General features: G+C 57.2%; 24 protein-coding genes. 3 read left to right on the plus strand and 21 right to left on the minus strand.

Annotation, left to right across the window (positions count from 1 at the left end):
• Positions 1 to 62: 62 nt before the first annotated feature.
• The 9 genes from purF to pdxB form a co-directional block, all read right to left on the minus strand.
• Entirely contained in the window at positions 63 to 1,580 is a 1,518-nt protein-coding gene (gene purF / locus EKN83_RS01885; protein ID WP_126800228.1) for an amidophosphoribosyltransferase, read from the minus strand.
• A gap of 36 nt (positions 1,581 to 1,616) precedes the next feature.
• Complete coding sequence (gene cvpA / locus EKN83_RS01890; protein ID WP_000262116.1) at positions 1,617 to 2,105, minus strand: colicin V production protein; 489 nt, start codon at positions 2,103 to 2,105, stop codon at positions 1,617 to 1,619.
• A 219-nt stretch (positions 2,106 to 2,324) separates the two neighbouring features.
• Positions 2,325 to 3,023: a cell division protein DedD gene (gene dedD, locus EKN83_RS01895; protein ID WP_126800229.1), complete on the minus strand. Its 699-nt coding sequence runs from the start codon at positions 3,021 to 3,023 to the stop codon at positions 2,325 to 2,327.
• On the minus strand, positions 3,013 to 4,281 hold the full coding sequence (folC, locus tag EKN83_RS01900) for a bifunctional tetrahydrofolate synthase/dihydrofolate synthase (RefSeq protein ID WP_047959158.1): 1,269 nt from the start codon (positions 4,279 to 4,281) through the stop codon (positions 3,013 to 3,015). The genes dedD and folC overlap by 11 nt, the downstream gene beginning before the upstream one ends.
• Before the next feature lie 70 nt (positions 4,282 to 4,351).
• Positions 4,352 to 5,257, minus strand: coding sequence for an acetyl-CoA carboxylase, carboxyltransferase subunit beta (accD, locus tag EKN83_RS01905; protein ID WP_025757157.1), 906 nt, complete (start codon positions 5,255 to 5,257; stop codon positions 4,352 to 4,354).
• A gap of 154 nt (positions 5,258 to 5,411) precedes the next feature.
• On the minus strand, positions 5,412 to 6,071 hold the full coding sequence (locus EKN83_RS01910) for a DedA family protein (RefSeq protein ID WP_039263236.1): 660 nt from the start codon (positions 6,069 to 6,071) through the stop codon (positions 5,412 to 5,414).
• A gap of 28 nt (positions 6,072 to 6,099) precedes the next feature.
• A complete protein-coding gene (truA, locus tag EKN83_RS01915) occupies positions 6,100 to 6,912 on the minus strand; it encodes a tRNA pseudouridine(38-40) synthase TruA (protein WP_025757155.1) in 813 nt (270 codons plus the stop codon).
• Positions 6,912 to 7,925, minus strand: coding sequence for an aspartate-semialdehyde dehydrogenase (locus EKN83_RS01920; RefSeq protein WP_025757154.1), 1,014 nt, complete (start codon positions 7,923 to 7,925; stop codon positions 6,912 to 6,914). The genes truA and EKN83_RS01920 overlap by 1 nt, the downstream gene beginning before the upstream one ends.
• Before the next feature lie 67 nt (positions 7,926 to 7,992).
• Positions 7,993 to 9,129 (minus strand): 4-phosphoerythronate dehydrogenase PdxB, encoded by a 1,137-nt coding sequence (gene pdxB / locus EKN83_RS01925; protein ID WP_094918442.1) that lies wholly within the window; start codon positions 9,127 to 9,129, stop codon positions 7,993 to 7,995.
• 113 nt (positions 9,130 to 9,242) lie between these two features.
• Here pdxB and flk point away from each other — a divergent pair, with 113 nt between their 5' ends.
• Positions 9,243 to 10,247, plus strand: a complete 1,005-nt coding sequence (gene flk / locus EKN83_RS01930; protein ID WP_126800230.1) for a flagella biosynthesis regulator Flk — start codon at positions 9,243 to 9,245, stop codon at positions 10,245 to 10,247.
• Positions 10,248 to 10,337: 90 nt separating this feature from the next.
• On the opposite strand, the gene EKN83_RS01940 is transcribed toward flk, so the two are convergent.
• Positions 10,338 to 11,516 carry an MFS transporter gene (locus EKN83_RS01940; protein WP_025757151.1) on the minus strand — a complete coding sequence of 393 codons (1,179 nt, stop codon included), beginning with the start codon at positions 11,514 to 11,516 and terminating at the stop codon, positions 10,338 to 10,340.
• A gap of 208 nt (positions 11,517 to 11,724) precedes the next feature.
• A complete protein-coding gene (gene fabB / locus EKN83_RS01945) occupies positions 11,725 to 12,942 on the minus strand; it encodes a beta-ketoacyl-ACP synthase I (RefSeq protein WP_025757150.1) in 1,218 nt (405 codons plus the stop codon).
• A gap of 158 nt (positions 12,943 to 13,100) precedes the next feature.
• Between fabB and mnmC the strand changes: the two genes are divergently transcribed.
• Entirely contained in the window at positions 13,101 to 15,098 is a 1,998-nt protein-coding gene (gene mnmC / locus EKN83_RS01950; RefSeq protein ID WP_126800231.1) for a bifunctional tRNA (5-methylaminomethyl-2-thiouridine)(34)-methyltransferase MnmD/FAD-dependent 5-carboxymethylaminomethyl-2-thiouridine(34) oxidoreductase MnmC, read from the plus strand.
• Positions 15,099 to 15,160: 62 nt separating this feature from the next.
• Here the strand turns inward: mnmC and EKN83_RS01955 are convergent, their stop codons facing one another.
• From EKN83_RS01955 to prmB, 6 genes are read right to left on the minus strand one after another with little or no spacing between them, the layout of a single operon-like run.
• Positions 15,161 to 15,436 carry a YfcL family protein gene (locus EKN83_RS01955; protein WP_025757148.1) on the minus strand — a complete coding sequence of 92 codons (276 nt, stop codon included), beginning with the start codon at positions 15,434 to 15,436 and terminating at the stop codon, positions 15,161 to 15,163.
• Between the two features lie 13 nt (positions 15,437 to 15,449).
• Positions 15,450 to 15,995, minus strand: a complete 546-nt coding sequence (locus EKN83_RS01960) for an elongation factor P hydroxylase (RefSeq protein WP_025757147.1) — start codon at positions 15,993 to 15,995, stop codon at positions 15,450 to 15,452.
• Positions 15,995 to 16,804, minus strand: coding sequence for a sulfite exporter TauE/SafE family protein (locus EKN83_RS01965; protein WP_025757146.1), 810 nt, complete (start codon positions 16,802 to 16,804; stop codon positions 15,995 to 15,997). Before EKN83_RS01965 ends, EKN83_RS01960 begins: the two co-directional genes overlap by 1 nt.
• Positions 16,804 to 17,628, minus strand: a complete 825-nt coding sequence (mepA, locus tag EKN83_RS01970; protein ID WP_126800232.1) for a penicillin-insensitive murein endopeptidase — start codon at positions 17,626 to 17,628, stop codon at positions 16,804 to 16,806. Before mepA ends, EKN83_RS01965 begins: the two co-directional genes overlap by 1 nt.
• Before the next feature lie 2 nt (positions 17,629 to 17,630).
• On the minus strand, positions 17,631 to 18,716 hold the full coding sequence (gene aroC / locus EKN83_RS01975; RefSeq protein ID WP_025757144.1) for a chorismate synthase: 1,086 nt from the start codon (positions 18,714 to 18,716) through the stop codon (positions 17,631 to 17,633).
• 60 nt (positions 18,717 to 18,776) lie between these two features.
• The gene (gene prmB, locus EKN83_RS01980; protein WP_025757143.1) at positions 18,777 to 19,709 is read right to left on the minus strand and encodes a 50S ribosomal protein L3 N(5)-glutamine methyltransferase; all 933 of its coding nucleotides are present in this window, start codon (positions 19,707 to 19,709) and stop codon (positions 18,777 to 18,779) included.
• A 145-nt stretch (positions 19,710 to 19,854) separates the two neighbouring features.
• On the opposite strand from prmB, the gene smrB reads away from it, so the two are divergent.
• Positions 19,855 to 20,406, plus strand: coding sequence for an endonuclease SmrB (gene smrB, locus EKN83_RS01985; protein WP_045285802.1), 552 nt, complete (start codon positions 19,855 to 19,857; stop codon positions 20,404 to 20,406).
• Between the two features lie 49 nt (positions 20,407 to 20,455).
• Here the strand turns inward: smrB and sixA are convergent, their stop codons facing one another.
• The 4 genes from sixA to EKN83_RS02005 form a co-directional block, all read right to left on the minus strand.
• The gene (gene sixA / locus EKN83_RS01990) at positions 20,456 to 20,941 is read right to left on the minus strand and encodes a phosphohistidine phosphatase SixA (protein WP_025757141.1); all 486 of its coding nucleotides are present in this window, start codon (positions 20,939 to 20,941) and stop codon (positions 20,456 to 20,458) included.
• Between the two features lie 209 nt (positions 20,942 to 21,150).
• Positions 21,151 to 23,298, minus strand: coding sequence for a fatty acid oxidation complex subunit alpha FadJ (gene fadJ, locus EKN83_RS01995; protein ID WP_045285803.1), 2,148 nt, complete (start codon positions 23,296 to 23,298; stop codon positions 21,151 to 21,153).
• Positions 23,298 to 24,608 carry an acetyl-CoA C-acyltransferase FadI gene (fadI, locus tag EKN83_RS02000; protein ID WP_126800233.1) on the minus strand — a complete coding sequence of 437 codons (1,311 nt, stop codon included), beginning with the start codon at positions 24,606 to 24,608 and terminating at the stop codon, positions 23,298 to 23,300. Before fadI ends, fadJ begins: the two co-directional genes overlap by 1 nt.
• A 246-nt stretch (positions 24,609 to 24,854) precedes the next feature.
• The gene (locus EKN83_RS02005; RefSeq protein ID WP_014832805.1) at positions 24,855 to 25,139 is read right to left on the minus strand and encodes a YfcZ/YiiS family protein; all 285 of its coding nucleotides are present in this window, start codon (positions 25,137 to 25,139) and stop codon (positions 24,855 to 24,857) included.
• Between the last annotated feature and the right edge of the window lie 203 nt (positions 25,140 to 25,342).

A 25,342-nucleotide genomic window follows, 5' to 3' on the forward strand; every position in this document is an offset into this window, starting at 1 on the left:
CAGACTGTGCAGGATTTTGCAGGGAGTTGCAAGTGAGGGCGAACGCCCTCACCTGCCGAAGATTACCCTTCGTTGTGCATCTCTAAACTTTCGAGATCGTTTTGCAGCTGAACGGCTTTTGCGTCGTCATTGCGCAGCGAATCCAGATAGTCGAGGTACTGCTGGTCAACGTCTTTGGTGACATACACCCCGTTGAACACGGAGCATTCAAACTGCTGAATATCCGGGTTCTCGGCGCGCACCGCGTCGATGAGATCGTTCAGATCCTGGAAAATCAGGCCATCGGCACCGATGATCTGGCGAATTTCATCCACTTCGCGACCGTGAGCAATCAGCTCGTTGGCGGTTGGCATATCGATCCCGTACACGTTCGGGAAACGAATCTCTGGAGCCGCGGAAGCCAGGTAGACTTTCTTCGCCCCGGCTTCGCGCGCCATCTCGATAATCTGCTCTGAGGTGGTGCCGCGCACGATGGAGTCATCCACCAGCAGCACGTTCTTGTCGCGGAACTCCGCGCGGTTGGCGTTCAGCTTGCGGCGCACGGACTTACGGCGCAGCTGCTGGCCTGGCATGATAAAGGTACGGCCAACGTAGCGGTTCTTCACGAAGCCCTGACGGTATGGCTTATCGAGAATACGGGCGATTTCCAGCGCGATATCGCAGGAGGTTTCCGGGATAGGAATCACGACGTCGATATCGAGATCGTCCCACTCGCGGGCAATCTTCTCGCCAAGCTTGGTACCCATGTTCACGCGCGCGCTGTAGACGGAAATCTTGTCGATGAAGGAGTCCGGGCGGGCGAAGTAAACGTATTCAAACAGGCACGGGTTGCTGACCGGGTTATCGGCACACTGGCGGGTAAACAGCTGGCCTTTCTCGGTGATGTACACCGCTTCGCCCGGCGCCACGTCACGCAGGAACTCAAAGCCCAGGGTGTCCAGCGCCACGCTCTCAGAGGCAACCATATATTCGGTACGACCATCGCCGAAGTCGCGCTTGCCGAGCACCAGCGGACGAATGCCGTTTGGATCGCGGAAGGCCACCATACCGTGACCGATGATCATCGCCACGCAGGCGTAAGCACCGCGGATCTGGCGATTTGTCGCGGCAATCGCAGCAAAGATGTTGTCTGCTTCCAGCGGATAGTGGCGGAAGTTATCCAGCTCGCTGGCGAACACATTGAGCAGGATTTCAGAATCAGAGGTGGTGTTAATGTGGCGACGTTTCTCTTCGAACAGCTTTTTACGCAGCTCATGTGCGTTGGTCAGGTTACCGTTATGCGCCAGGGTGATGCCATACGGTGAGTTGACGTAGAAAGGCTGAGCCTCAGAGGCGCTGGAACTGCCAGCAGTAGGATAACGAACGTGACCGATCCCCATATTACCTTGCAGACGCTGCATATGGCGGGCTTCAAACACATCATTTACCAGGCCATTCGCCTTACGTAAACGGAAGCAGTTGTTTGCATCAATGGTGATGATACCCGCAGCATCCTGCCCACGGTGCTGAAGCACCGTTAACGCGTCATAAATCGACTGGTTTACCGGCATGAAACCGGCGATACCGACAATACCGCACATTCGTCTTTTCCTCGTTAAGCCACATCTCAGAACGGATTACGCTCTGGGCAAAAAACTCGACGAGCTTTGCAGATAGTCAAAAAACCATCTGATGATGAAGCTGAACTCCGGAATGAGCTGCGATTTCTGCCAGTCTTCACTTTTGGAGAACCCGGTGAAGGTATCCAGGAAGAACAGGATCGCGGCCACAATCAGCACGCCTCGTAATGCCCCGAAACAGATCCCGAGTACCCTGTCCGTTCCTGACAGACCGGTTTTCTCGACCAGCTGACCTATCACATAATTCACGATAGCGCCGACAATCAGCGTCGCGATAAACAGCACCGCGATGGCGATTCCATTTCGGACCAGTTCATCTTCAAAGCCCGTGAACCAGACAGACAGGTAAGTGTAGTAATGACTGGCGACAAAGAAAGCACAACCCCAGGTCACCAGCGATAACGCTTCACGAACAAAGCCACGGATCAGGCTAACCAGACAGGAAAAACCAATCACCGCAATGATGGCGTAATCAATCCAGACCATATATGTCCCACGATTTAACGCCCTGTCATCCAGTTCGGGGCGAATTCTAACAGAAAAAGAAAACGTTTGCGTAGGGATTTCCTTCCCGCGCGTAAATAAAAAAGGCGCTGAAAAAATGTTCAACGCCGTGGCCCTTTTGACGTTTCTTTGAACGTCTGCTCCCCCTCACCCCAGCCCTCTCCCTCAAGGGAGAGGGTTAGGGTGAGGGGAGAGATCTTATCAGTTCGCGCTGTAGCTCATCACGACGCCGCTCAGACCGGAGATCTGCTTAAGCTCGCCGAGCGAACCTTTCAGTTTGTCTTTTGACGCTTCTGGCCCCACGAGGATACGGGTAATTTTACCCTGCACCGGCGTGGAAGGTGAAGTATAAACACGGTATCCCGCACTACGCAGTTTACCTACCACCTCATTGACCTTGTCCGCATTTTTCAGCGCGCCAAGCTGCACAACGTAAGCTTTACCCGTTGGGGCCGCCGCGTCCTGCTGAGCCGGTTTTGTTGGTGGAGGCGTCTCTGACGCCGCGGCAAGCTGTTCTGCCGTTTTATCCCGCTGCGGTTTCGGCTGTGGTTTATCGACCGGCTTCGGTTTTTCAACCGGTTTGGGCTGCTCTACCGGCACAGGATCGATATCGTTGTTGCTCGCGGCCGCCAGACGAGACGGATCGAGCGACGGTGCTGCGGCATCGCCCGCCCGTACCTCTTCCGCCGCACCTTCCGGTGGCTGAGCGGGAAGCGCCTGCGTCGCCGCGGGCAGCATATCCGGCTCATCCCGGTCGCCCGGTTTAGGGACCAGCGGAATAGCGGCAAACTCATCCTGGTAATGCTTTTTCTGCCCGTCGAGCAACCCCGGAAGAATAATCACCCCGAGCGCGACCAGCACAATGGTTCCTGTTAAACGGTTCTGAAACTTACTCGCCACCGGTTCTCCCCGCGTCCATCACTTCCATGACATGTGCCACCGTGTGGAATGAACCACACACCAGCACGGTATCTTCTGGTTTAGCATCCGCCATCGCGGCATGCCAGGCCTGCGCCACGCTAGTGTAGATTGCGCCTTTGCCGAGATGTTCCATCAGTTGCTCAGCCGTCGCGCCGCGTGGCCCCTCCAGAGGAGCACAATACCAGCTATCGACCACACTCTCCATGCAGGCCAGTGTCCCGCCGATATCTTTATCATGAAGCATACCGATAACCGCCAGCACGCGCCCGGTTTTTGGTAACGATTTGAGACGTCCCGCGAGATACGCCGCCGCATGCGGGTTGTGCGCCACATCCAGAATCAGGCGTGGTGACTCGCTGACAATCTGGAACCGCCCGGGCAGAATCGCCTGCTGTATACCGTCGCGGATCGCCTGCTCGCTCACCGCCAGCCCGCTGGCGCGAAGTGCTGCCAGAGCCGTTGCCGCGTTCGGCTGCGGCACCTGCGGCAGTGGCAGGTGCTCAAGCGTGCCCTGTGCATCGCTAAAGCGCCAGCCGTTGTCCTGAACTTCATACTGCCAGTCCACGCCGCGGCGCAGCAGACGCGCGCCCTTCTCGTTTGCGACATCCGCAATGGTGTGCGGCATATCCGGCTCGCCGACAACCGCCGGCTTATTCGCCCGGAAAATGCCGGCCTTCTCGCGGCCAATGCTTTCACGATCCGGCCCCAGCCAGTCGACATGGTCCAGCGCAATGCTGGTGACCACCGCCACATCCGCATCGACCATATTGGTGGCATCAAGACGTCCGCCGAGGCCGACCTCCAGGATCACCACATCCAGTTGCGCCTGTTTGAACAGCCACAGCGCCGACAGGGTGCCGTATTCAAAATAGGTTAATGAGATCTCACCGCGTGCGGCTTCAATTTCCGCGAACGACGCGGTATGCGCCGATTCCGGCAGTTCGCTGTTCTGCACGCGAACGCGCTCGGTGTAGCGTACCAGGTGTGGAGAGCTGTAAACGCCTACCCTGTAACCCGCAGCCATCAGGACAGATTCCAGCGTACGGCAGGTGGTGCCTTTACCGTTGGTGCCTGCGACGGTGAATACGAAAGGCGCCGGTTTTAGCACATCAAGACGCGCAGCAACCTGGCTTACGCGCTCAAGGCCCATATCGATGGTTTTACTGTGCAGGTTTTCCAGATAAGAAAGCCACGCGGCCAGGGGCGACGTGGCTTGGGGAATGCTTTTATTTTCCATAATGCCCGGTTGTCATTAACAGATTAGAAAGCAAAAGGGCAGCGCCAGCTGGCCCTGCCCTTTTCAGTTATCAGGCCTCGGGTTCCTGATCCGGTACCACCACGCCTTCGCGCGGCTCATCCGGGTTCGGCGCTGGCAGATTCATCAGCTTCGCCAGGATGCGCGCCAGCTTCAGGCGCATTTCCGGACGGCGGACGATCATGTCGATGGCACCTTTCTCGATGAGGAACTCACTGCGCTGGAAACCAGGCGGCAGTTTTTCACGAACGGTCTGTTCGATAACGCGAGGACCCGCAAAGCCGATCAGCGCTTTTGGCTCAGCAATGTTCAGATCGCCCAGCATCGCGAAGCTTGCAGAGACGCCGCCCATGGTTGGGTCGGTCAGCACGGAGATATACGGCAGACCACGCTCCTGCATTTTCGCCAGCGCAGCTGAGGTTTTCGCCATCTGCATCAGAGACATCAGGGCTTCCTGCATACGCGCCCCGCCGGAGGCAGAGAAGCAGATCAGCGGACAGTTATCTTCCAGCGCTTGCTCAACGGCACGCACAAAGCGCGCACCAACCACGGAGCCCATTGAGCCGCCCATAAAGGAGAACTCAAACGCAGCGGCAACAACCGGCATCTCATGCAGGGTGCCTTTCATCACCACCAGCGCGTCTTTCTCGCCGGTCTCTTTCTGTGCAGAGGCCAGACGATCTTTATATTTTTTGGAGTCGCGGAACTTCAGCACGTCTTTTGGCTCAAGCTCGCTGCCCAGTTCTACCAGAGAACCTTCGTCCAGCAGGCTATGCAGGCGGTTGCGCGCCGACATACGCATATGGTGGTCACACTTCGGACACACCTCAAGGTTGCGTTCCAGCTCTGCGCGATACAGAACCTGGCCGCAGCTATCACACTTCGTCCATACCCCTTCAGGAATGCTCGCTTTGCGCGTTGGGGTAATGTTGCTTTTAATTCGTTCAATCCAGCTCATTGATAACCTTTCTGCCTGAACCTGGTCGTATGCCAGTTTTGCTATAAGAGGCGAATAATGCCATTTTTGCCTCCAACAGACCATGAATGTTGCACATTAAAACATAACAGCCCGAAACTTTGGATAAAAAAGTGGTCGAACCGCCAGTGTGCATTTACTTCGCTTGTTTTGCCGCCGCACGTTTGTGACGAATAATTTCGATAACGCCCGGCAGGACGGAAAGCACAATAATCGCTACAATCAGTAACTTAAGATTTTCCTGAACCACCGGGAGATCGCCAAACAGATAGCCTGCATAGGTAAACAGCAGTACCCACAGCAGCGCACCCACCACGTTATAAGCCGCAAAATGACGATAGGACATATGCCCCATTCCCGCCACAAACGGTGCGAATGTACGCACAATAGGCACGAAACGCGCAAGGATAATGGTTTTTCCACCATGGCGTTCATAAAACGCATGGGTTTTGTCCAGATAGCTGCGACGGAAAATTTTCGAATCCGGATTGCTGAACAGCCGCTCACCGAACACGCGACCAATGGTGTAGTTGACCGCGTCACCGACAATCGCGGCAATCACCATCAGTACCACCATAAGGTGCACGTTCAGATCGTTGGTGGGTAACGCCGACAACGCCCCGGCGACAAACAGCAGTGAATCGCCCGGCAGGAAGGGGGTAACGACCAGTCCGGTTTCACAAAACAGAATGAGGAACAGAATGGCATAAACCCAGACGCCATACTGCGCGACCAGCTCTGCCAGGTGAACATCAATATGCAGGATGAAATCAATCAAAAAACGAATTACGTCCATATTGTCTAAGCCTTAATTGCACCTTTATTTAGTCCGCTAAAAAGAGCGGCCCCATTGGCGGTTTCGGCAGGTCAAACCGATCCGGATAGTCTACCGAGACCAGATACAACCCTTCCGCTTTCGCCGTGGCTGCCGCAAGCGTTCTGTCCTTCGCTGCCAGCAGGTCTGCAATCCAGCTCTCCGGCTGGTGTCCGGCACCCACTTCCATCAGGCTGCCCACAATATTCCGCACCATATGATGTACAAAGGCATTGGCTTTGATATCCACCACCACATACGCGCCAAAACGGCTGACGTTTATGTGCATGACGTTACGCCACGGCGTGCGGGACTGACACTGCACCGCACGAAATGAGGTAAAGTCATTTTCACCAATCAGACACTGCGCCGCACGATGCATGCGTTCCGCATCGAGCGGTTCATAAAAATGCGTCACGCCCTGGCTTAATACCGCCGGACGCAGACGCTGGTTGTAGATGACATAACGGTAACGACGCGCCGTGGCACTGAAGCGCGCATGAAAATCATCCGGTACAGCTTTCACCCAGCGCACCGCAATGTCACCAGGTAAATTCGCATTTACACCCAGCGTCCAGGCGGCATCTTTACGCACCGCGGTGGTTTCAAAGTGCACCACCTGCCCCGTCCCGTGGACACCGGCGTCAGTGCGCCCCGCGCACAGGACGTTGATCGGCTCGTTTGCCACCTGAGAAAGCGCTTTCTCCAGCTTTTCCTGGACGCTACGCACCTCATTCTGACGCTGCCAGCCATAATATTTACTGCCGTCGTACTCAATACCGAGGGCAATTTTATGAACCGGCTTTTGATCCACTGCGGACATCAGTACAGGTACTCCTGCACCAGTTTTTCAGCGATCTTCACCGCCATCAGCGCGCCGCCAAAGCGGACGTTATCGGCAACAGACCAGAACTGAACCTGCTCCGGCATACCGTAATCGTTACGCACGCAGCCGACAGAGAGGTGCGCGCTTCCGGTAGCGTCACCCACCTGGGTCGGGAACTCGCGCTCTTCGGAAAGCACAATATCTTCACCGCGGCCAAACGCATCACGCGCCTCTTCCGCCGCCAGCGGGCGTAGCGCCTCAAAACTCACCATCTGCGCGTGACCGTAAAAGACCGGGGACTGCACAACGTTTGCGGAGATCATCAGGCCATCGTCCTGCAGAATTTTACGCGCTTCGTCCACGATACGGCGCTCTTCGCGCACGGAGCCCTGATTATCTGGCAGCATCGGCAGCATGTTGAACGCCAGCTGGCGACCAAAGAAATCATCTTCGTCAATCGGGATGCCGTTCAGCAGTTTCGCGCTCTGCCCTGCCAGCGCATCGACGGCCTTTTTGCCGTTCGCGGACACGGAAAGCAGGCTGGTGACGGCAATGCGCGACAGGCCACCGTCGTCGATCAGCGGTTTCAGGGCCGTCAGCAGCTGACTGGTCAGGCTGTCAGGTACCGCGATGATGTTGCGGTTACGGTAGTCGGCCAGCACGAACGGGTTCACGTCCGGCACCACCAGCGGCACGTCCGGCTCCAGAGCGAACAGGCCGCTCAGGTCGATCACCAGACAGCCGGCATTGGTCGCCTCTTCAATGTACGCCGCCGTGGCTTCAGCGCCCGCGGCGAAAAACGCCAGCTGCGCCTGCGTCCAGTCGAACGCGGCGGCATCCTGGACCATGACGGATTTACTGTTAAAACGCAGATGCTCACCCGCGCTGTCGGTACGCGCCAGCGCATAGATATCGCCCACCGGGAACTGACGCTCAGCAAGGGTTTCGAGCAGGGCTTCGCCCACGGCACCCGTGGCACCTAAAATGGCAATGTTCCAGCCTTCAGACATGGTGGTTTACTCCAGAAATAAAAAAGCGTCCCTGTCGGAGTATCCGACAGGGAGCATTAAGAAGACATTAATGCGCCGGGTGATGAACGGCGTTAAAACCCAGCTTGTGCAGCAGCGTCGCCGCCGGGGCGTCATCGCACATCACATACAGGGAAGACCACTCGCGGCGCTCAACGTAGTGCTTGCGCAGCTTATCAAACTCACCCGGGATCCCCGCCACTTTACGCAGCAGCGCATCATCGCGGCGCACATCATACACCAAATGCACCAGCCTTTTCAGCGTTGCCTGATCGAGCGGACCGTGCAGGGTAATACGGCCAAATTCAGGCGCGGGGAGTAAGGTATCCAGCGCCACCTGCTGCGGGTGGCCAATAAAGGCGCTGTAGGCCTCGAAGACCTGCGTCGTACCGCGCGCTTTCCCCTCAAGCGTATAACCCGCGATATGTGCGGTCGCAACGTCCACCCTGTTCAGCAGCGCAACGTTGAGATCCGGCTCTGGTTCCCAGACGTCCAGCACCACGCTGAGATCCTGTCCCGCTTCCAGACATTTCAGCAGCGCGGCGTTATCCACCACCGGACCACGGCAGGCATTTATCAGAATAGTGCCAGCCTTCAGACGGCGGATCAGCGCCTCGTCAGCCAGATGCAAAGTCTTATACGGCCCCTCTTTAAACAGCGGTGTGTGGAACGTCAGGACATCGCACTGTTCAACCAGCTCATCCAGCGAGCGGAAATCCCCCTCCTCGCCGTTGTCTTTGCGCGGCGGATCGCACAGCAGCGTGCGGATCCCTAACGCTTCCAGGCGCTTTTGCAGGCGTCCGCCAACGTTGCCCACGCCGACAATCCCCACCGTGCGGTCTTTCAGCGCAAAACCGTCGCGCTCGGCCAGCATCAGCAGCGAGGAGAAAACGTATTCCACGACGGCAATGGCATTACAGCCCGGCGCGGCGGAAAAACCGATCCCGGCCTGCGCAAGCCATTTATCATCCACATGATCGGTCCCTGCCGTTGCGGTCCCGACGAACTTAATCCCTTTACCGGCGAGCAGTGCCTCATTTACTTTGGTCACCGAGCGCACCATCAGCGCGTCTGCGTCATCCAGTTCGTTGACCGGGATCGGGCGACCAGGGACAGCCTTCACGTTACCCAGGCGGCTAAACAGCTCACGGGCATAAGGCATATTTTCATCAACGAGGATTTTCACGTCTGAGTACCTGTTTGAGAGGAAGAAAACCTGCCAAGTGTGCCATAATCTGGCCGCCAGGCATATACGTATGCCAGGTTTACGCTGAGTTTTGACTTTAAGGATTTTTGACGATGCAGCCCATTTCAGGTACGCCGCCGCGCCCTCCGGGTGAAGGCCCTGTCACGCAAAACGTTGCCGGTGAACAACCGCTATCCACGCAACAGCGCACCGTGCTGGAGCGCCTGATCACGCGCCTGATTGCGCTGACTTCGCAGCAAAATGCGGAAGTCTGGGCTGGGGTAAAGCATGACCTGGGTATGAGAAACGACGCGCCGCTCCAGTCGCGCCACTTCCCTGCCGCTGAGCAAAACCTGAACCAGCGTATTACCACCGCGCAGCAGAACCACACCACGCGCCAGATTGTCGCGCAGCTGACGGAGCTGTTGGGCCAGGGGAATAACCGCCAGGCGGTGAGTGATTTTATTCGCCAGCAGTATGGTCAGACCGCTCTGGGTCAGCTGACGCCGGAGCAGCTTAAAACGGTGCTGACGCTGCTGCAGAACAATGAGCTCTCTATTCCACAGCCTCAGGTGCGTCCGTCGACCGAACGCTCGCTGCTGCCTGCCGAGCACAACACGCTTAAGCAGATGGTGACCAAGCTTGCCGCGGCCACCGGCGAACCGACGAAGCTTATCTGGCAATCCATGCTGGAGTTGTCCGGCGTGAAGGCGGGCGAGCTGATCCCCGCAAAACAGTTTACCCATCTGGTAACCTGGCTGCAGGCGCGCCAGACGCTCAGCACCCAGAGCGCCCCTACCCTGCATACCGTTCAGGCTGCGCTCAAACAGCCGCTGGAACCGCATGAGTTTGAGATGATTCGGGACTATGCCCTGCAAAACTGGCAGGCCACCCCGCAAACGGTTCTGACCACCGCGCAGGTGCAGGATGTGCTCAATCAGATCTTTGTTCGCCGCGCCGAGCGCGAAGGCGGCGTACCGGAGGTGAGAGATATTCAGCCGATCTACAGCCCGCTGTTTGCGCCGGTTGTGGAGACGTTCAGAACCCTCTCTGCGCGTCCGGGATTGCTGTTTATTGCGTTAGTGATTGCACTGGCGATTTTCTGGCTGGTTGCCTGAGGATTTGCCCGGTGGCGCTACGCTTACCGGGCCTACAACGCCCCGAACCGTAGGCCGGGTAAGGCGCAGCCGCCACCCGGCAACAACGGCTCACGTTCTGCGAAACGCCACCAGCGTCACCACAATCCCCACCACTGCGGAAACCGCACCGGCCAGGAAGACGGACGGATAGCCAAACGACGTCGCTAACAGCCCGGCCAGCGGCCCGGTTACGCCGTAGGAGATATCCTGAAACGCCGCATAACCGCCGAGCGCCGTACCCCGCACCTGTGGGGCCACCCGCTTCACCACTTCCACACCAAGTGCCGGGAAAATCAGAGAGCAGCCGCAGCCGGTCAGCGCCGCGCCAAGCAGCGCAACGGATGCCACGGGTGCATTCCACAACAGCAGAAGACCGATAGTTTCAATGACCAGCGACGCCACCGCCACCTTCACACCGCCAAAGCGATCCGGCATCCAGCCGAAGAAGACGCGCATCAGCACAAACGCACCGCCAAACGCGGTGAGCGTAAAGCCAGCCATCGCCCAGCCACGGCTCATAAAATAGAGCGAGACGAAAGTACCAATTACCGCAAAGCCCACGCCCTGCAGCGCCAGGCCAAGACCCGGCTGCCAGATTTGGCCGACCACGCTCCACAGGGAAGGACGCTCACCTTTGTGCGCGGGCACTTTACGCACCGAGCCGTTAAAGGCCCACGCCAGCAGCGGCAGCAGCATGGTGGTGGCCGCAAGCGTCGCAAACCCAAACTGGCTATTGATGAGCAGCCCAAGCGGCGCACCGGCGGCCAGGGCGCCATAGATAGCCATGCCGTTCCAGGACATCACCTTGCCGGAACGGGCGGGCCCCACCAACCCCATTCCCCAGGTCAGGGTGCCGGTCAGCAACTGGCTTTCACCAAAACCGAGGATCAAACGGCCCAGCACCAGCAGAGCAAATTTATACGCCGCGTCTACCGGCAGGAGCGCGGCCAGCAGCCATGCGCCGCCCGCCAGCCCACAGGCAAACATTCCCTGGAGCGCTGAACGTTTCGCACCGTGCTGATCCGCCAGTCGCCCGGCGTAACCGCGGGTTAATACCGTGGCTAAAAACTGAATGCCTACAGCGATGCCAACCATGGTGTTGCCATACCCGAGCTCCTGATGAACGAACAGCGGGATCACCGGCAGCGGCAGGCCAACGGTCATATAGGTCAGGAATACCGCAAAAGCGATACGGAACAGCGAGACATTCGCTGAAGAGGTTGTTTCTGTTTGAGTGACTGCAGTCATGCTTTACTCCGAAATGAAGAGTAAGGCGGGGAAATGCCACGCCCCCTCTACCTGTTTACCAGGATTAAGGTGCGTTGGTTGACGTTAAACGCTTACGCATTATCGTGAGGATAATGTTGAGGTGTGAAGTTTGCCTGTGCAATCAGCCGCTTGTCAATGCATAAAAAAAGGGAGCCTTATGGCTCCCTTTTCTAATCAAACATAAAACTTATGCTTTGTACTTACGCATCACCAGCGTGGCGTTAGTACCACCAAAACCGAAGCTGTTGGACATGACGGTGGTCAGTGTCGCTTCCGTTGGTTTGGTCACGATGTTCAGGCCAGCCGCCTGCTCATCCATCTCTTCAATGTTGATGCTTGGAGCGATAAAGCCATTTTCCAGCATCAGCAGAGAGTAGATCGCTTCCTGCACGCCCGCCGCACCCAGAGAGTGACCGGTCATGGCTTTGGTCGCAGAGATCGCCGGGCTGTTGTCGCCGAACACTTCGCGGATCGCACCCAGCTCTTTCACGTCGCCTACAGGCGTAGAGGTACCGTGGGAGTTCAGGTAGTCGATTGGAGTATCAACGCCGTGCATCGCCATTTTCATGCAACGTACCGCGCCTTCGCCGGATGGCGCAACCATGTCAGCGCCGTCAGATGTGGCACCGTAGCCCACGATCTCAGCGTAGATGTGCGCGCCACGTGCCAGCGCGTGCTCCAGCTCTTCAACCACAACCATACCGCCGCCGCCTGCGATAACGAAACCATCACGGTGTGCGTCATAGGTACGGGAGGCTTTATCTGGCGTCTCGTTGTATTTGGTGGACAGTGCGCCCATGGCGTCGAATTCACAGGCCATTTCCCAGCCCAGCTCCTCGCCGCCGCCAGCAAATACGATGTCCTGTTTACCCAGCTGGATCTGCTCAACCGCATTACCGATGCAGTGCGCGGAAGTCGCACACGCGGAGCTGATGGAGTAGTTCACACCGTGGATTTTGAACGGGGTCGCCAGGCACGCGGAAACCGCAGAACCCATGGCTTTGGTCACCACGTACGGACCTACCGCTTTCAGACCACGCGGGCTACGCATTGCGTCAGCACCGAATACCTGCGCTTTTGAGGAGCCGCCGGAGCCGGCGATCAGACCCACGCGCGGGTTGTTCTGATAAACCTCTTCACTCAGGCCGGAATCTTTGATCGCTTCCTGCATGGAGAGATAAGCATAAATAGAGGCATCGTTCATGAAACGAACCACTTTGCGGTCAATCAAACCGGTGGTGTCCAGTTTGACGTTACCCCATACGTGGCTACGCATACCTGAATCTTTAAACTCTTCAGAGAAAGTGATCCCGGAGCGTCCTTCACGCAGAGATGCCAGGACTTCCTGCTGGTTATTACCGATGCTGGAAACAATGCCCAGGCCAGTAATCACTGCACGTTTCATTCAATACCTCTGTAAGTCGCACTATAGTAAGTTTCGAGTCGCACAATAGCGTACACTTGTACGCCGAACAAGTCCGATCAGACATTTTCTGCGGAAATTTGCACCGATGGACTCACATCGTTAAGATCGTGCCACTGCCTGTCAGACGAGTAACTTACGTGAAACAAAACGCTATACAACCCGCCAACCTCGAATTCAACGCTGAGGGTACACCTGTTTCCCGAGATTTTGATGACGTCTATTTTTCTAATGATAACGGACTGGAAGAAACCCGTTATGTTTTCCTCGACGGAAACCAGCTCAGCACCCGCTTCCCGGCCCATCCGCGGAGCCTGTTTGTGGTGGCGGAGAGCGGGTTCGGCACCGGGCTGAATTTTTTAACCCTCTGGCAGGCGTTCGATCGGTTTCACGCTGCACATCCTGAGGCTACGCTACAAAGATTACATTTCATCAGTTTCGAAAAATTCCCGCTCACCGCGCACGACCTGCGGCTTGCCCATCAGCGCTGGCCGGAGCTTGCAACCTGGGCAGAGCAGCTTCAGTCGCAGTGGCCGCCCCACATCGGCGGCTGCCATCGCCTGACTCTGGACGGTGGACGCGTCACGCTGGACCTCTGGCTGGGCGACATCAACGATCTGACCGACAAGCTTGATGATTCGATGAATCAGAAAGTGGACGCATGGTTCCTTGACGGCTTTGCTCCCGCCAAAAACCCGGATATGTGGAGCCAGCATCTGTTTAACGCGATGGCGCGACTGGCGCGCCCTGGCGCGACGCTCGCCACCTTCACCTCGGCAGGCTTTGTCCGCCGCGGGTTGCAGGAGGCGGGCTTTACCATGCAGAAGACCAAAGGTTTCGGCCGCAAGCGCGACATGCTGGTCGGCAGAATGGAGCACTCGCTGGATATCCCGGCCAGCACGCCCTGGTTTGCGCGCCGTGCCAGCGCATCCCGTGAGGTTGCCATCATTGGCGGGGGGATTGCCAGTGCCCTGCTCTCGCTCGCGCTTATCCACCGTGGCTGGCAGGTCACGCTCTACTGTGCTGACGACGCGCCTGCAAACGGCGCCTCCGGCAACCGCCAGGGCGCGCTCTATCCGCTTTTAAGCGCGCATGACCCGGCGCTGTTCCAGTTTTTCCCGGCGGCGTTTACCTTCGCCCGTCGCCTGTATGACGCCCTTCCGGTGGCATTCGACCACGACTGGTGCGGCGTCACGCAGCTCGCCTGGGATGAGAAGAGCCAGCAAAAAATCACCCAAATGCTGTCGCTGGGCCTGCCTGACGAGATTGCCCGCCCGCTGAGCGCACCGCAGGTGGCAGAAAGCGCTGGCGTAGAGACGCACTGCGGCGGCATTCAGTACCCCCTCGGCGGCTGGCTGTGCCCGGCAGAACTGACCACCGCGGTCATTGCCCTGGCGCAGTCGCGCGGACTGACGGTGCACTATGCCCACAACGTGGAATCACTCAGCCGGACAGAACAGTGGGATCTGCATTTTGCCGATGGCAACACGGCGCACCATGCCAGCGTCGTTCTCGCCAACGGGCACCACATCAGCCAGTTTATCCAGACAGCGACGTTGCCGGTGTATCCGGTCGGCGGTCAGGTGAGCCATATCCCTTCGACGCCTGAGCTGGGCAAACTGCGCCAGGTGCTGTGCTATGACGGCTACCTGACGCCGCAGAATCCGTCTAACGGTCACCACTGTATCGGGGCCAGCTATCATCGCGGCGAAACGGATATGCGCTACAGTGAGGCGGATCAGGCGCAAAACCGTCAGCGCCTGGTTGACTGTTTCCCGGATGCAGCGTGGGCGAAAACGGTTGACGTCAGTGCCGGAGACGCGCGCTGCGGCGTGCGCTGTGCCACCCGCGATCATCTGCCGATGGCGGGAAACGTGCCGGACTACGACGCCACGCTTGCGGTCTATTCGGATCTGGCTGAACATCAGGAAACGGCAGTGACTTCACCGGTCTACCCGGAACTGTTTATGCTGGGCGGGCTGGGTTCGCGCGGGATCTGTTCTGCACCGCTGCTGGCTGAAGTATTAGCCGCGCAAATGAGCGACGAGCCGCTTCCGCTGGACAGGGTTACGCTTGCGGGACTGAATCCGAATCGCTTGTGGGTGCGGAAGCTGCTGAAGGGGAAAATGGTTAAGTAAAGTGCGGTCAAATCCCCTCACCCTAACCCTCTCCCCAAAGGGGAGAGGGAAGAGAAGGCGGCTTAGCGTTTAGCCTGCTGGAACAGATTATCCCACATGCCCAGCACCAGAGACTGGTCGCGCGGAGAGAGTTCTCCTGCCTGAATAGCTTTCTCCAGACTACGGGTGACTTCATCGTGAACGGCCTCGGCAGAGTGATCGTCCCCGGCCTCCAGCTCAGCAATAGCCAGCGTCAGGTGACCACGCAGATAACCGCTGGCGAACAGCTCATCATCGCTGGCGTGTTCCACCATGTCATCAATTAACGCCAGAATGCGTGATTCAAATTCTGCGATCATCTTCTTTCCTCTGTTAAAGATCTTCCGGCCAAGGGAAGCATTCCGCCGTGATCTCCGGCGTGTGGTAATAATTCTGTAAAGCCTTGATTAAGCGTGCCGGGCGTTCCGGAATGCCGTTCTCAAGATATGTCATCACCTGCGCGTGTACGCGGCGCTGGAAAACAATACGGTCCGGCTCGAAGTCGCCTTCAAGGTTGTCGCAGCTGACGTTGAACGGGAAACCCGCCGCCACGCAGAACAGCCACTCCAGCGCCTGCGGTTTCACTTCCACATCTTCAAACTGCCCCTGCGTAGCGGCGTCACGTCCGTCCGGGCAGTACCAGTAACCGAAATCCACCAGTTCGCGACGCGCTTTCCCTGCGATGCACCAGTGCGAAATCTCGTGCAGACCGCTGGCGTAGAAGCCGTGCGCGAACACGATACGGTGATACGGAACCTCGGCATCAGCAGGAAGATAGATCGGTTCGTCGTCGCCTTTAATCAGACGGGTATTAAAATCTTCAGCAAAACAGCCGTCAAAAATCTCAATCAGCTGTTCGTATTTATGCGTACTGTTCATTAGTTCATCCCCAACCAGGTGAGGATCTCCTGTCCATGGCTGTCATAAAGCAGTTTGGCGCTCATTACCGCCGAGACGATAACGATCATCGGGCGAATCAGTTTTTGTCCTTTGCTTAACACCAGACGCGAGCCTGCACGCGCCCCGAGGAACTGCCCTGCCATCATCACAAAGCCGGTTGCCCAGATGACCTTGCCGCCAATGATAAAAAGCAGCAGGCCGCCGACGTTCGAGGTGGCGTTGAGCACTTTGGCATGGGCGGTAGATTTGGCGAGGTTAAACCCGGCCAGCGTCACAAACGCCAGCGCGTAAAACGAGCCTGCGCCAGGACCAAAGAAACCGTCGTAGAACCCCACGCAGCCGCCGGCAATCAGGGCAAAGGGCAAACCGTGCAGACGACGCTGACGATCTTCTTCCCCGAGCTTTGGCATCAGCAAGAAGTAAAGGCCGATACAGATGACCAGAACCGGCAGAATCTGGCGCAGAATATCGGACTGCACGTGCTGAACCAGCAGCGCGCCCGACGTCGAGCCGATAAAGGTCATCAGAATATTGAGCTTCTGGTCGGCAAGATTGACGACCTTACGGCGAATAAAATAGAGCGACGCGGAAAGCGAGCCGCCGCAGGCCTGCAGCTTGTTGGTCGCCAGCGCCTGCGCCGGACTCATGCCCGCCGCCAGCAGCGCGGGTACGGTTAACAACCCGCCCCCGCCCGCAAGGGCATCAATGAAACCGGCCAGCATAGCCACAAAGAACAGCACCACCAGCAGCAGCGGTGACACCATAAACAGATCGACGAAATTATCCATTAAAGTACATGCTCATCCAGTAGCGCCTGGCAGGAAGGCGGCAACGGAGGCGGTGTCTTCTTCTCAGGCTTAGAGGTTCCAGGTTTTGCCGGTTCAAACCAGCTTTGCAGTTCCGCACCACAGCCATCGCCTGGCGGAGGCAACGGCTGATCTTCACATTCCAGGCTGTTTGCCGGGCAACGCAGACGAACGTGCATGTGGGCGCGATGCTGGAACCACGGGCGCACTTTGCGCAACCAGTCGCGATCGGTTTCCTCATCGAGGCACAGCTGTTGCTTGATAGCCGGGTTGACGAAGATCCGCGTAACGTCGTTATCTTTTGCCGCCAGCTTAATCAGGCTGAAGATATCCGGCGTCCACAGTGAGGGCACAACGCGCTTACCGTCGCTCGACACCAGATCCAGCGCCTGCGGTTTCAGCAACTGGGCTGAACTCCAGCGCGCTTTCGGCAGCTGCAGGAAGATATCGACATCCAGTCCGGTCTGGTGACTGGCGTGTCCACCGTTAAAACGACCGCCGGCAGGCATCCCCATATCGCCAATCAGCATCGTGCCCAGCCCCAGGTTATGCACCTGATTTCCCAGACGCTGGATGAACAGCACCAGGTCCGGGTGGCCGTAATAGCGTCGCTGATCGGTACGCATCACCTGGTAGGTATCGGACTGCAGAGGTAACTCCTGTGCACCGACGATACATCCGTTCGAAAAAGCGCCAATAGACTGGGCGCTCCCCGCCACCGGGTGGGTGATTTTTTGCCATGGCGTCGCGGCCAGACTGGCTCCACTGGCCAGCAGCGCCAGCAGAGCAATTGCGGTTTTTTTCATGTTTACCAGCGTGGAATGGTGGTCGTCACATCCGCGTTCTGCGCGCGCTGGCGCAGGAAGTGATCCATCAGCACGATCGCCAGCATCGCTTCTGCGATCGGCACCGCGCGGATCCCCACGCACGGATCGTGACGTCCTTTGGTGATCATCTCAACTTCTTCGCCATCACGGTTAATCGTGTGGCCCGGCACGGTAATGCTGGAGGTTGGCTTCAGCGCGATATTGGCAATAATCTGCTGCCCGCTGCTGATCCCGCCCAGAATGCCGCCCGCGTGGTTGCTCTGGAAGCCCTGTGCAGTAATTTCATCGCGGTTCTGGCTGCCGCGCAGGGATACCACGTCAAAACCGTCGCCAATCTCAACGCCCTTCACCGCGTTGATGCTCATCAGCGCGTGAGCGATGTCGGCGTCGAGGCGGTCAAATACCGGCTCGCCCCAGCCCGCCGGGACGCCATCGGCCACCACGGTCACTTTCGCGCCAATGGAGTCGCCCTCTTTCTTCAGGCCGCGCATCAGTTCATCCAGCGCTTCAAGCTTGTCGGCGTCCGCACAGAAGAACGGGTTTTGCTCGACCTGATCCCAGTCTTTGATCGCCAGCGGAATGTCGCCCATCTGGGTCAGACAGCCGCGAATAACGATGCCGAATTTCTGCTGCAGGTATTTCTTGGCAATGGCCCCTGCCGCCACGCGCATCGCGGTTTCGCGCGCCGATGAGCGTCCGCCGCCGCGATAGTCGCGAAAGCCGTATTTTTGTTCGTAGGTGTAATCAGCGTGGCCCGGACGGAAGACGTCTTTGATGGCGCCGTAGTCCTGGGAGCGCTGATCGGTATTTTCGATCAGCAGACCAATGCTGGTGCCGGTGGTGCGGCCTTCAAAAACGCCGGAGAGAATTTTGACCTGGTCCGGCTCGCGACGCTGCGTGGTGTAGCGAGAGGTGCCCGGACGACGACGGTCAAGGTCGTGCTGTAAATCTGCTTCGGTCAGTTCTATACCTGGCGGTACGCCATCAACGATACAGCCCAGTGCCAGCCCGTGCGACTCACCAAACGTGGTCACCCGGAATACCTGTCCAATACTGTTTCCTGCCATCACGGCTCCGATGTTGTTGTTTGTGTTTGAGCGTTGTGAAACGGGCCGAAGCCCGCTGGATTAATCTTTATAGATGCTGAAGTGTTCGCGCGCGTCGAGCAGCTGCGCTTTGGTCAGCATAAAGACGCCGTCACCGCCGTTGTCGAACTCAAGCCAGGTGAACGGCACATCCGGGTACTGCTCTATCAGATGTACCATGCTGTTGCCCACTTCACAAATCAGAACGCCGTCGTCGGTGAGATAATCCGGCGCGCAGGCCAGAATGCGACGGGTCAGCTTCAGGCCGTCAGAGCCTGACGCCAGGCCCAGCTCCGGCTCGTGACGATATTCACTCGGCAGATCGGACATATCTTCCGCATCAACGTACGGCGGGTTGGTGACGATCAGATCGTACTGCAGCGTCGGCAGGTCGCGGAACAGGTCAGAGCGAATTGGCGTAACGTGATGGATCAGGCCGTGCTCTTCAATGTTGTGCTCGGTCACGGCCAGCGCGTCGGTGGAGATATCGACGGCGTCCACTTCCGCTTCCGGGAAGGCGTAAGCGCAGGCAATGGCAATGCAGCCGCTGCCGGTACACATATCCAGAATGTGCTGCGGCTGATGGCCGATCAGGCCTTCAAAGTGGTTGTTGATCAGCTCGCCAATCGGCGAGCGCGGCACCAGCACGCGTTCATCGACATAGAACTCGTGGCCGCAGAACCAGGCTTTGTTGGTCAGGTAGGCGACCGGAATACGCTCGTTCACGCGGCGGATCACGCGCTCAACGATACGGTGTTTTTCGCTGGAGGTCAGACGCGCGGTGCGCATGTCTTCCGGAATATCCAGCGGCAGGTAGAGGGATGGCAGTACCAGCTGCACGGCCTCATCCCACGGGTTATCGGTACCGTGACCGTACCAGATATTGGCGGCGCTGAAGCGGCTAACCGACCAGCGCAACATGTCCTGTATGGTATGCAGCTCGTTTACTGCTTCATCGACAAATATTTTATCCACTCTTTCCTCCAGGGCATGCTCGCATAATTTTCGGCGGCTAGTTTGCCATGAAGACGGCGATAAATCAGCAATGACGCGTCGCGCTTGAGGTTAAAAAATGCGTTTAGTCGGGTACACTATTGGAAATACGAGATGAGAATGACGAATGAAAAAGAAAACATCGCTCAGCGAGGAGGATCAGGCGCTCTTCCGCCAGCTGATGACCGGCACGCGCCAAATCAAGCAGGACACCCTCGTCCACCGTCCGATGCGCAAGAAAATCTCCGAGGTGCCGGTCAAAAGACTGTTGCAGGAGCAGGCCGATAACAGCCACTATTTTTCAGATGAATTTCAGCCTCTGCTCAACACGCAAGGGGCTGTGAAGTATGTACGTGAAGACGTCAGCCATTTTGAGCTGAAAAAATTACGCCGTGGGGATTATTCGCCTGAGCTGTTTCTCGATCTGCACGGATTAACGCAGATGCAGGCCAAACAAGAGTTGGGCGCACTGATCGCAGCCTGTCGCCGCGAACATGTGTTTTGCGCCTGCGTGATGCATGGCCACGGTAAACATATTCTGAAGCAACAGACACCGCTGTGGTTGGCTCAGCATCCACACGTGATGGCATTTCATCAGGCACCCAAAGAGTACGGCGGTGATGCCGCATTACTGGTGTTGATTGAAGTGGAAGAGTGGCAACCGCCAGAATTACCCTGACAGGACGGCGGGAGGCAGAGTTTGCGCCCCCGCGTTATCGCACGTCACGTCAGATGGCTTTTGCCATCTTCAGGTTGCACGGACTCATTTGCCAGTTGAAGACACCTTTACCCGTTTCGTCGAGAGAAACATTGGCAATGGCAGATGTCGTGAACATCGGCGGGGTTTCGCCCGGGCACAGTTCAGATACCAGATAGCCAACCAGTGGCAGGTGGGAAATGACCAGCGCGGAGGCGACACCTTCATTGCACAGCGCCTGAAGATAAGCACTGACAAGGCCGACATCGCCACATGGGGTGAGTTCAGGGAGAACATCCACACTGGCTGGCAGGTTCATACACTCCCCCACCACTTCCAGCGTCTGTTCTGCACGCAGGAACGGACTCACCAGAACGCGTTCGATGTCCACTTTTTGACCTTTAAGCCAGGTCGCCATCAGACGAGATTCGTCGCAGCCACAGACGGTCAAAGGACGTACTGAGTCACTGGCGGCATCGAGTGCCGCGTCGCCGTGACGCATGATAAAAACTTGCATATTGCACCGCTTTTGTTAACCAGAATCACCGGCGTTAACTACCCGCGATAAATGCTGAGAGGTAGAAAACCCGATGGCCGGGCATTGTGCCTGATCCATTCGGTGAATGAAACGCTGTTTTTTACCTCAATGGCGTAAGTATAGTCAATCTCTGTTTACAAAATCGCCAGAACAGGTTCATTCACTTCAGGATTTACCCTTCTTTGACCTCAGTTTACGAGGTCAGTTTCCCTTGCGGGCCAAAATGTCTGGCCCCGCTCCGCCATCTGCAATAATTCGTCACACGGTGTAAACCGGGGGCCATATTGCGAAGCCAGACGTTGCAGGATTGCAACCACTTCACCCGCGCCGAGCGTATCCATGTAACGGAACGGGCCGCCAAGAAACGGCGGGAAACCTATGCCAAATACCGCGCCGATGTCGCCATCGCGCGCGCTCTTGATCACCTGCTCACCGAAGCAGCGCGCCGCTTCATTGAGCATCATCATCACGCAGCGTTCAGCACACTGAACGGCGGACAATTTTCCCTGACCGGTGGTCGAAATAAGCCCATAAACCGAAGGGTCGACCTGTTTTCTGCTTTTACGCCCTTTCGCGCCGTAAAGATAGAAACCGCGTTCATTTTTTCTGCCTTTGCGATCGTCCTTCAAAATTGCAGAAACAATGTTTGCAGGTGGGCTAAAACGATCTCCATAGGCTGCTTCCAGCACAGGTATAATTTTAGTGCCGGTGTCTATTCCCACCTCATCCAAAAGTTGGATTGGGCCAACGGGGAAACCAAACTTCACCAGCGCCTCGTCGACATGCTCGATTTTCTCGCCTTCCGTCAGCAGCCGCATCGCTTCATTAATATAGGGTGCCAGAATGCGGTTGACGTAAAAACCGGCTTTGTCCGCGACGACGATCGGCGTCTTACCCTGCATTTTGGCCAGTTTCACGACGGTGGCGATGGTTTGCGGGCTGGTTGCGGCATGCGGGATCACCTCTACCAGCGGCATTTTTTCTACCGGGCTGAAAAAGTGCAGGCCTATCACCTGCTCCGGACGCCCGGCCTTTGCCGCAATATCGCCAATCGGTAAAGACGACGTGTTTGAGGCAAAAATGGTATGCGGCGCGCAATATTGCTCAACGTCAGCGACCATTTGCTGCTTAAGCGCCAGGTCTTCAAACACGGCTTCAATCACGACATCGCGGTGGGCAAAACCGCGGTAATCCGTCGTGCCGGAGATCAACGCCAGGGTTTTATCACGCTCGCTGGCTCTGATATGGCGACGTTTTACCTTTTGATCAAGGTTCTGCCAGCTGTACTGCAGCGCGTGGTTGATCCCTTTCGCTGAGATGTCTTTGATCCTTACAGGCAATTTGCCTTTGCTTGCGGTAACAAAAGAGATACCACCGCCCATAAGGCCGCCGCCCAGCACGCCAATGGCGTGCAGCGGCGCGGGTTGCGCCTCGCTGCCGGGATCTTTTTTCACGTCGGTGCTGGCGAAGAAGATGCTGCGCAATGCCTGTGACTGTGGCGTCATCGCCAGTTCGCCAAAGGCTTTGGCCTCAGCGGCATAGCCGCTACTGGTTCCCTGGGACAGCCCGGTTTCAATAACCTCCAGGATCCGCTTTGCCGCCGGATAGTTACCTTTGGTTTTCTGTTCGGTCTTTTTACCCACCATCCTGAACAGCAGCGTTCTCCCCAGTGGCCCGGCGAGCACGCGCTCGCGTACCGGCAGAGGACGTTTTGCCTGACGCCCTTTCAGCGCAAGCTCAACGGCGGCCTCCAGCAAAATGGCGTGCGGCACGACGTCATCCACCAGACCGGCTTTTAGCGCCTGGCGAGCACGTAACTGTTTACCGGTTAAGATCATCTCCAGCGCCGTGCTGACGCCCACCAGGCGCGGCAGACGCTGCGTTCCGCCAGAGCCAGGCAGCAGGCCAAGCTGCACTTCAGGAAGGCCTAAAACGGTTTTCGCATCGTCGGTACAGATGCGGCTGTGGCAGGCCAGCGCCAGCTCCAGCCCACCGCCCAGACACGCCCCGTGGATCGCAGCAATAACCGGGATTGGCAGGCTGTTGATCTCCGCCATCACCTGCTGGCCCTGACGCGCCAGCTCTTCAGCATCCAGCGCGCTTTGCGCCCGGGCGATCATGTTAATGTCGGCCCCGGCAATAAAGTTATCCGGCTTAGCAGAGATAAATACCAGACCGCGAATGGCCTTGTTTTCGCGGATCTGCTTTAGCATCGCGCGCACCTGAGCGCCAAACTCGGCCTTCAGGGTATTCATCTTTTCATCAGGGACATCAATGGTTATCACAGCGACGTTATCGAGGCGAACCGTCAGGTTAAATGCAGATGTCATTTCCATTATTCAGCCTCCAGAACCATTGCTGCACCCAGCCCGCCCGCCGCACAGGCGGTGACGAGACCAAAACCGCCGCCACGACGGCGTAACTCATGGAGTGTTTGGGTGATCATCCTCGCCCCGGTCGCCGCAAACGGATGACCGTAGGCAATGGAGCCCCCCAGCACGTTGAATTTACTCTGGTCCACTTCACCGGTGGCGTGCGCGCGGCCCAGCACGTCGCGCGCAAAACGCTCGCTTGCCAGCAGCTGTACGTTAGCCAGGGTTTGCGCGGCAAACGCTTCGTGCATGTCAATCAGGGTTAAATCCGCCAGCGTCAGCCCCGCGCGATCCAGCGCCAGCGGCGTGGACCATGCCGGGCCCAGCAGCATGTCCTGCCAGACATCAATGGCGGTGAAAGCATAGCTGCGTAAATAGCCCAGAGGCGTGATCCCAAGCTCTTTCGCGCGGGATTCGGTCATCAGGATCACGGCCGCGGCGCCGTCCGTCAGTGGCGTACTGTTAGCCGCCGTTACCGTACCGTGTTTACGGTCAAACGCTGGGCGCAGTTTTGCGTAATCCGCCAGCGTCGAGGTGCCGCGAATATTGTTATCCTCCGCGAGCGGTTCACGGAAAGGAGGAATATAGGCGGTCATGACCTCGTCGGTGAGTTTCCCTTCCGACCAGGCTTTTGCCGCAAGCTGATGTGAACGATGCGCCAGGGCATCCTGCTGTTCGCGAGTAATGCCGTACGTTTTGGCCATCTGCTCGGCGGTATCGCCCATGCGCAGGCCGGTGGAGTATTCCGCGACGGCAGGTGGCACAGGCAGGAGATCGCGCAGGCGTAAACGCGAGAAAAGTTTCAGTTTCTGCCCGGTCGTGCGGGCTTTGTTGGCATCCACCAGGATGCGCGCCAGCTTTTTGCTGACCCCAATCGGCAGTACCGAAGAGGAGTCCGCCCCACCTGCAATCCCGGCGCGGATCGTACCCGCCATCAGGCTTTCTGCGACGTTAGCCACGGCCTGGAAACTGGTTGCACAGGCGCGGCTGACGCTGTAGGCATCGGTATGAACGTTCATCCCGGTCCCGAGAACAATTTCTCGTGCAATATTGGGGGCTTCCGGCATCTGCACTACCTGGCCGAAAACCAGTTGTTCGATGACCTCAAGCGGAATTTCGCTGCGAGCCAGCATCTCCCCCACTACCATTTTCCCCAGGTCAACAGCCGGTATGCCGTGAAACGCCGTAGCCTGGCGAGCAAATGGCGTGCGCAACCCACTGACGATGGCAATACGGTCGCCCTGACGGGTAATAAGCGGTAATGCCTGACTCATAACACTCCCCTGTAAAAAATTTTCGCAAACGTTAAGTGGTCTGACCTGATAATAGTCTTAACCATTTTTTTACATTCAGCCAATCGGGGAAACGAAAAAGTGCGAGCTAAAACACAGAGAAGAAAAAGAAAATGCCCCTGCATGGCAGGGGCATTTGTGCAATGTGTTGCCGGATGGTGGCGTTGCCTTACCCGGCCTACAAAATCGTAGGCCCGTGCAAGCGAAGCGCCGCCGGGCAAAAAGAAATTAACGCAGGCCTAACTGGAAGATCAGCGTTTCGGCTTCGCAGGCGAAGACAAAATCGATATCCAGCTTCACGCCGCCGTCTACTTCAGTGAAGGTAGACTTGATTTCGCACGGATCGGATTCAACGTCACGGGCACGCTTGCTCAGCGCGGCCAGAGTCTCTTCCGCTTCGGCACGGTTGGTGAATACACGGCTGTAAGAGGCGGTGCAATCGGAGTTGTCCATGATGGTGCCAACATCCATACAGCAGCAAACCGGGGTTTCATCAGCACTGCATTTACTCATAGCTCAATTTCCTCTGTATTCGCGCAGCGCGCGAGATAAACACGATGCTGATATTTTACGCCCCGGCGCGGGCGCTCTCCAGCCGTTAATGGCGTAAAAGCGGATAAGTGACCAATATCACACTAAAAAATGATCTAAAACAAAAACCACCCTTTTGGGTGAGTCGTGATGGTCACAATTTTGCCAACCAGATCTCGTTTCGT

Source organism: Enterobacter sp. WCHEn090032, from assembly GCF_003986875.1.
Lineage (GTDB): Bacteria > Pseudomonadota > Gammaproteobacteria > Enterobacterales > Enterobacteriaceae > Enterobacter > Enterobacter sichuanensis.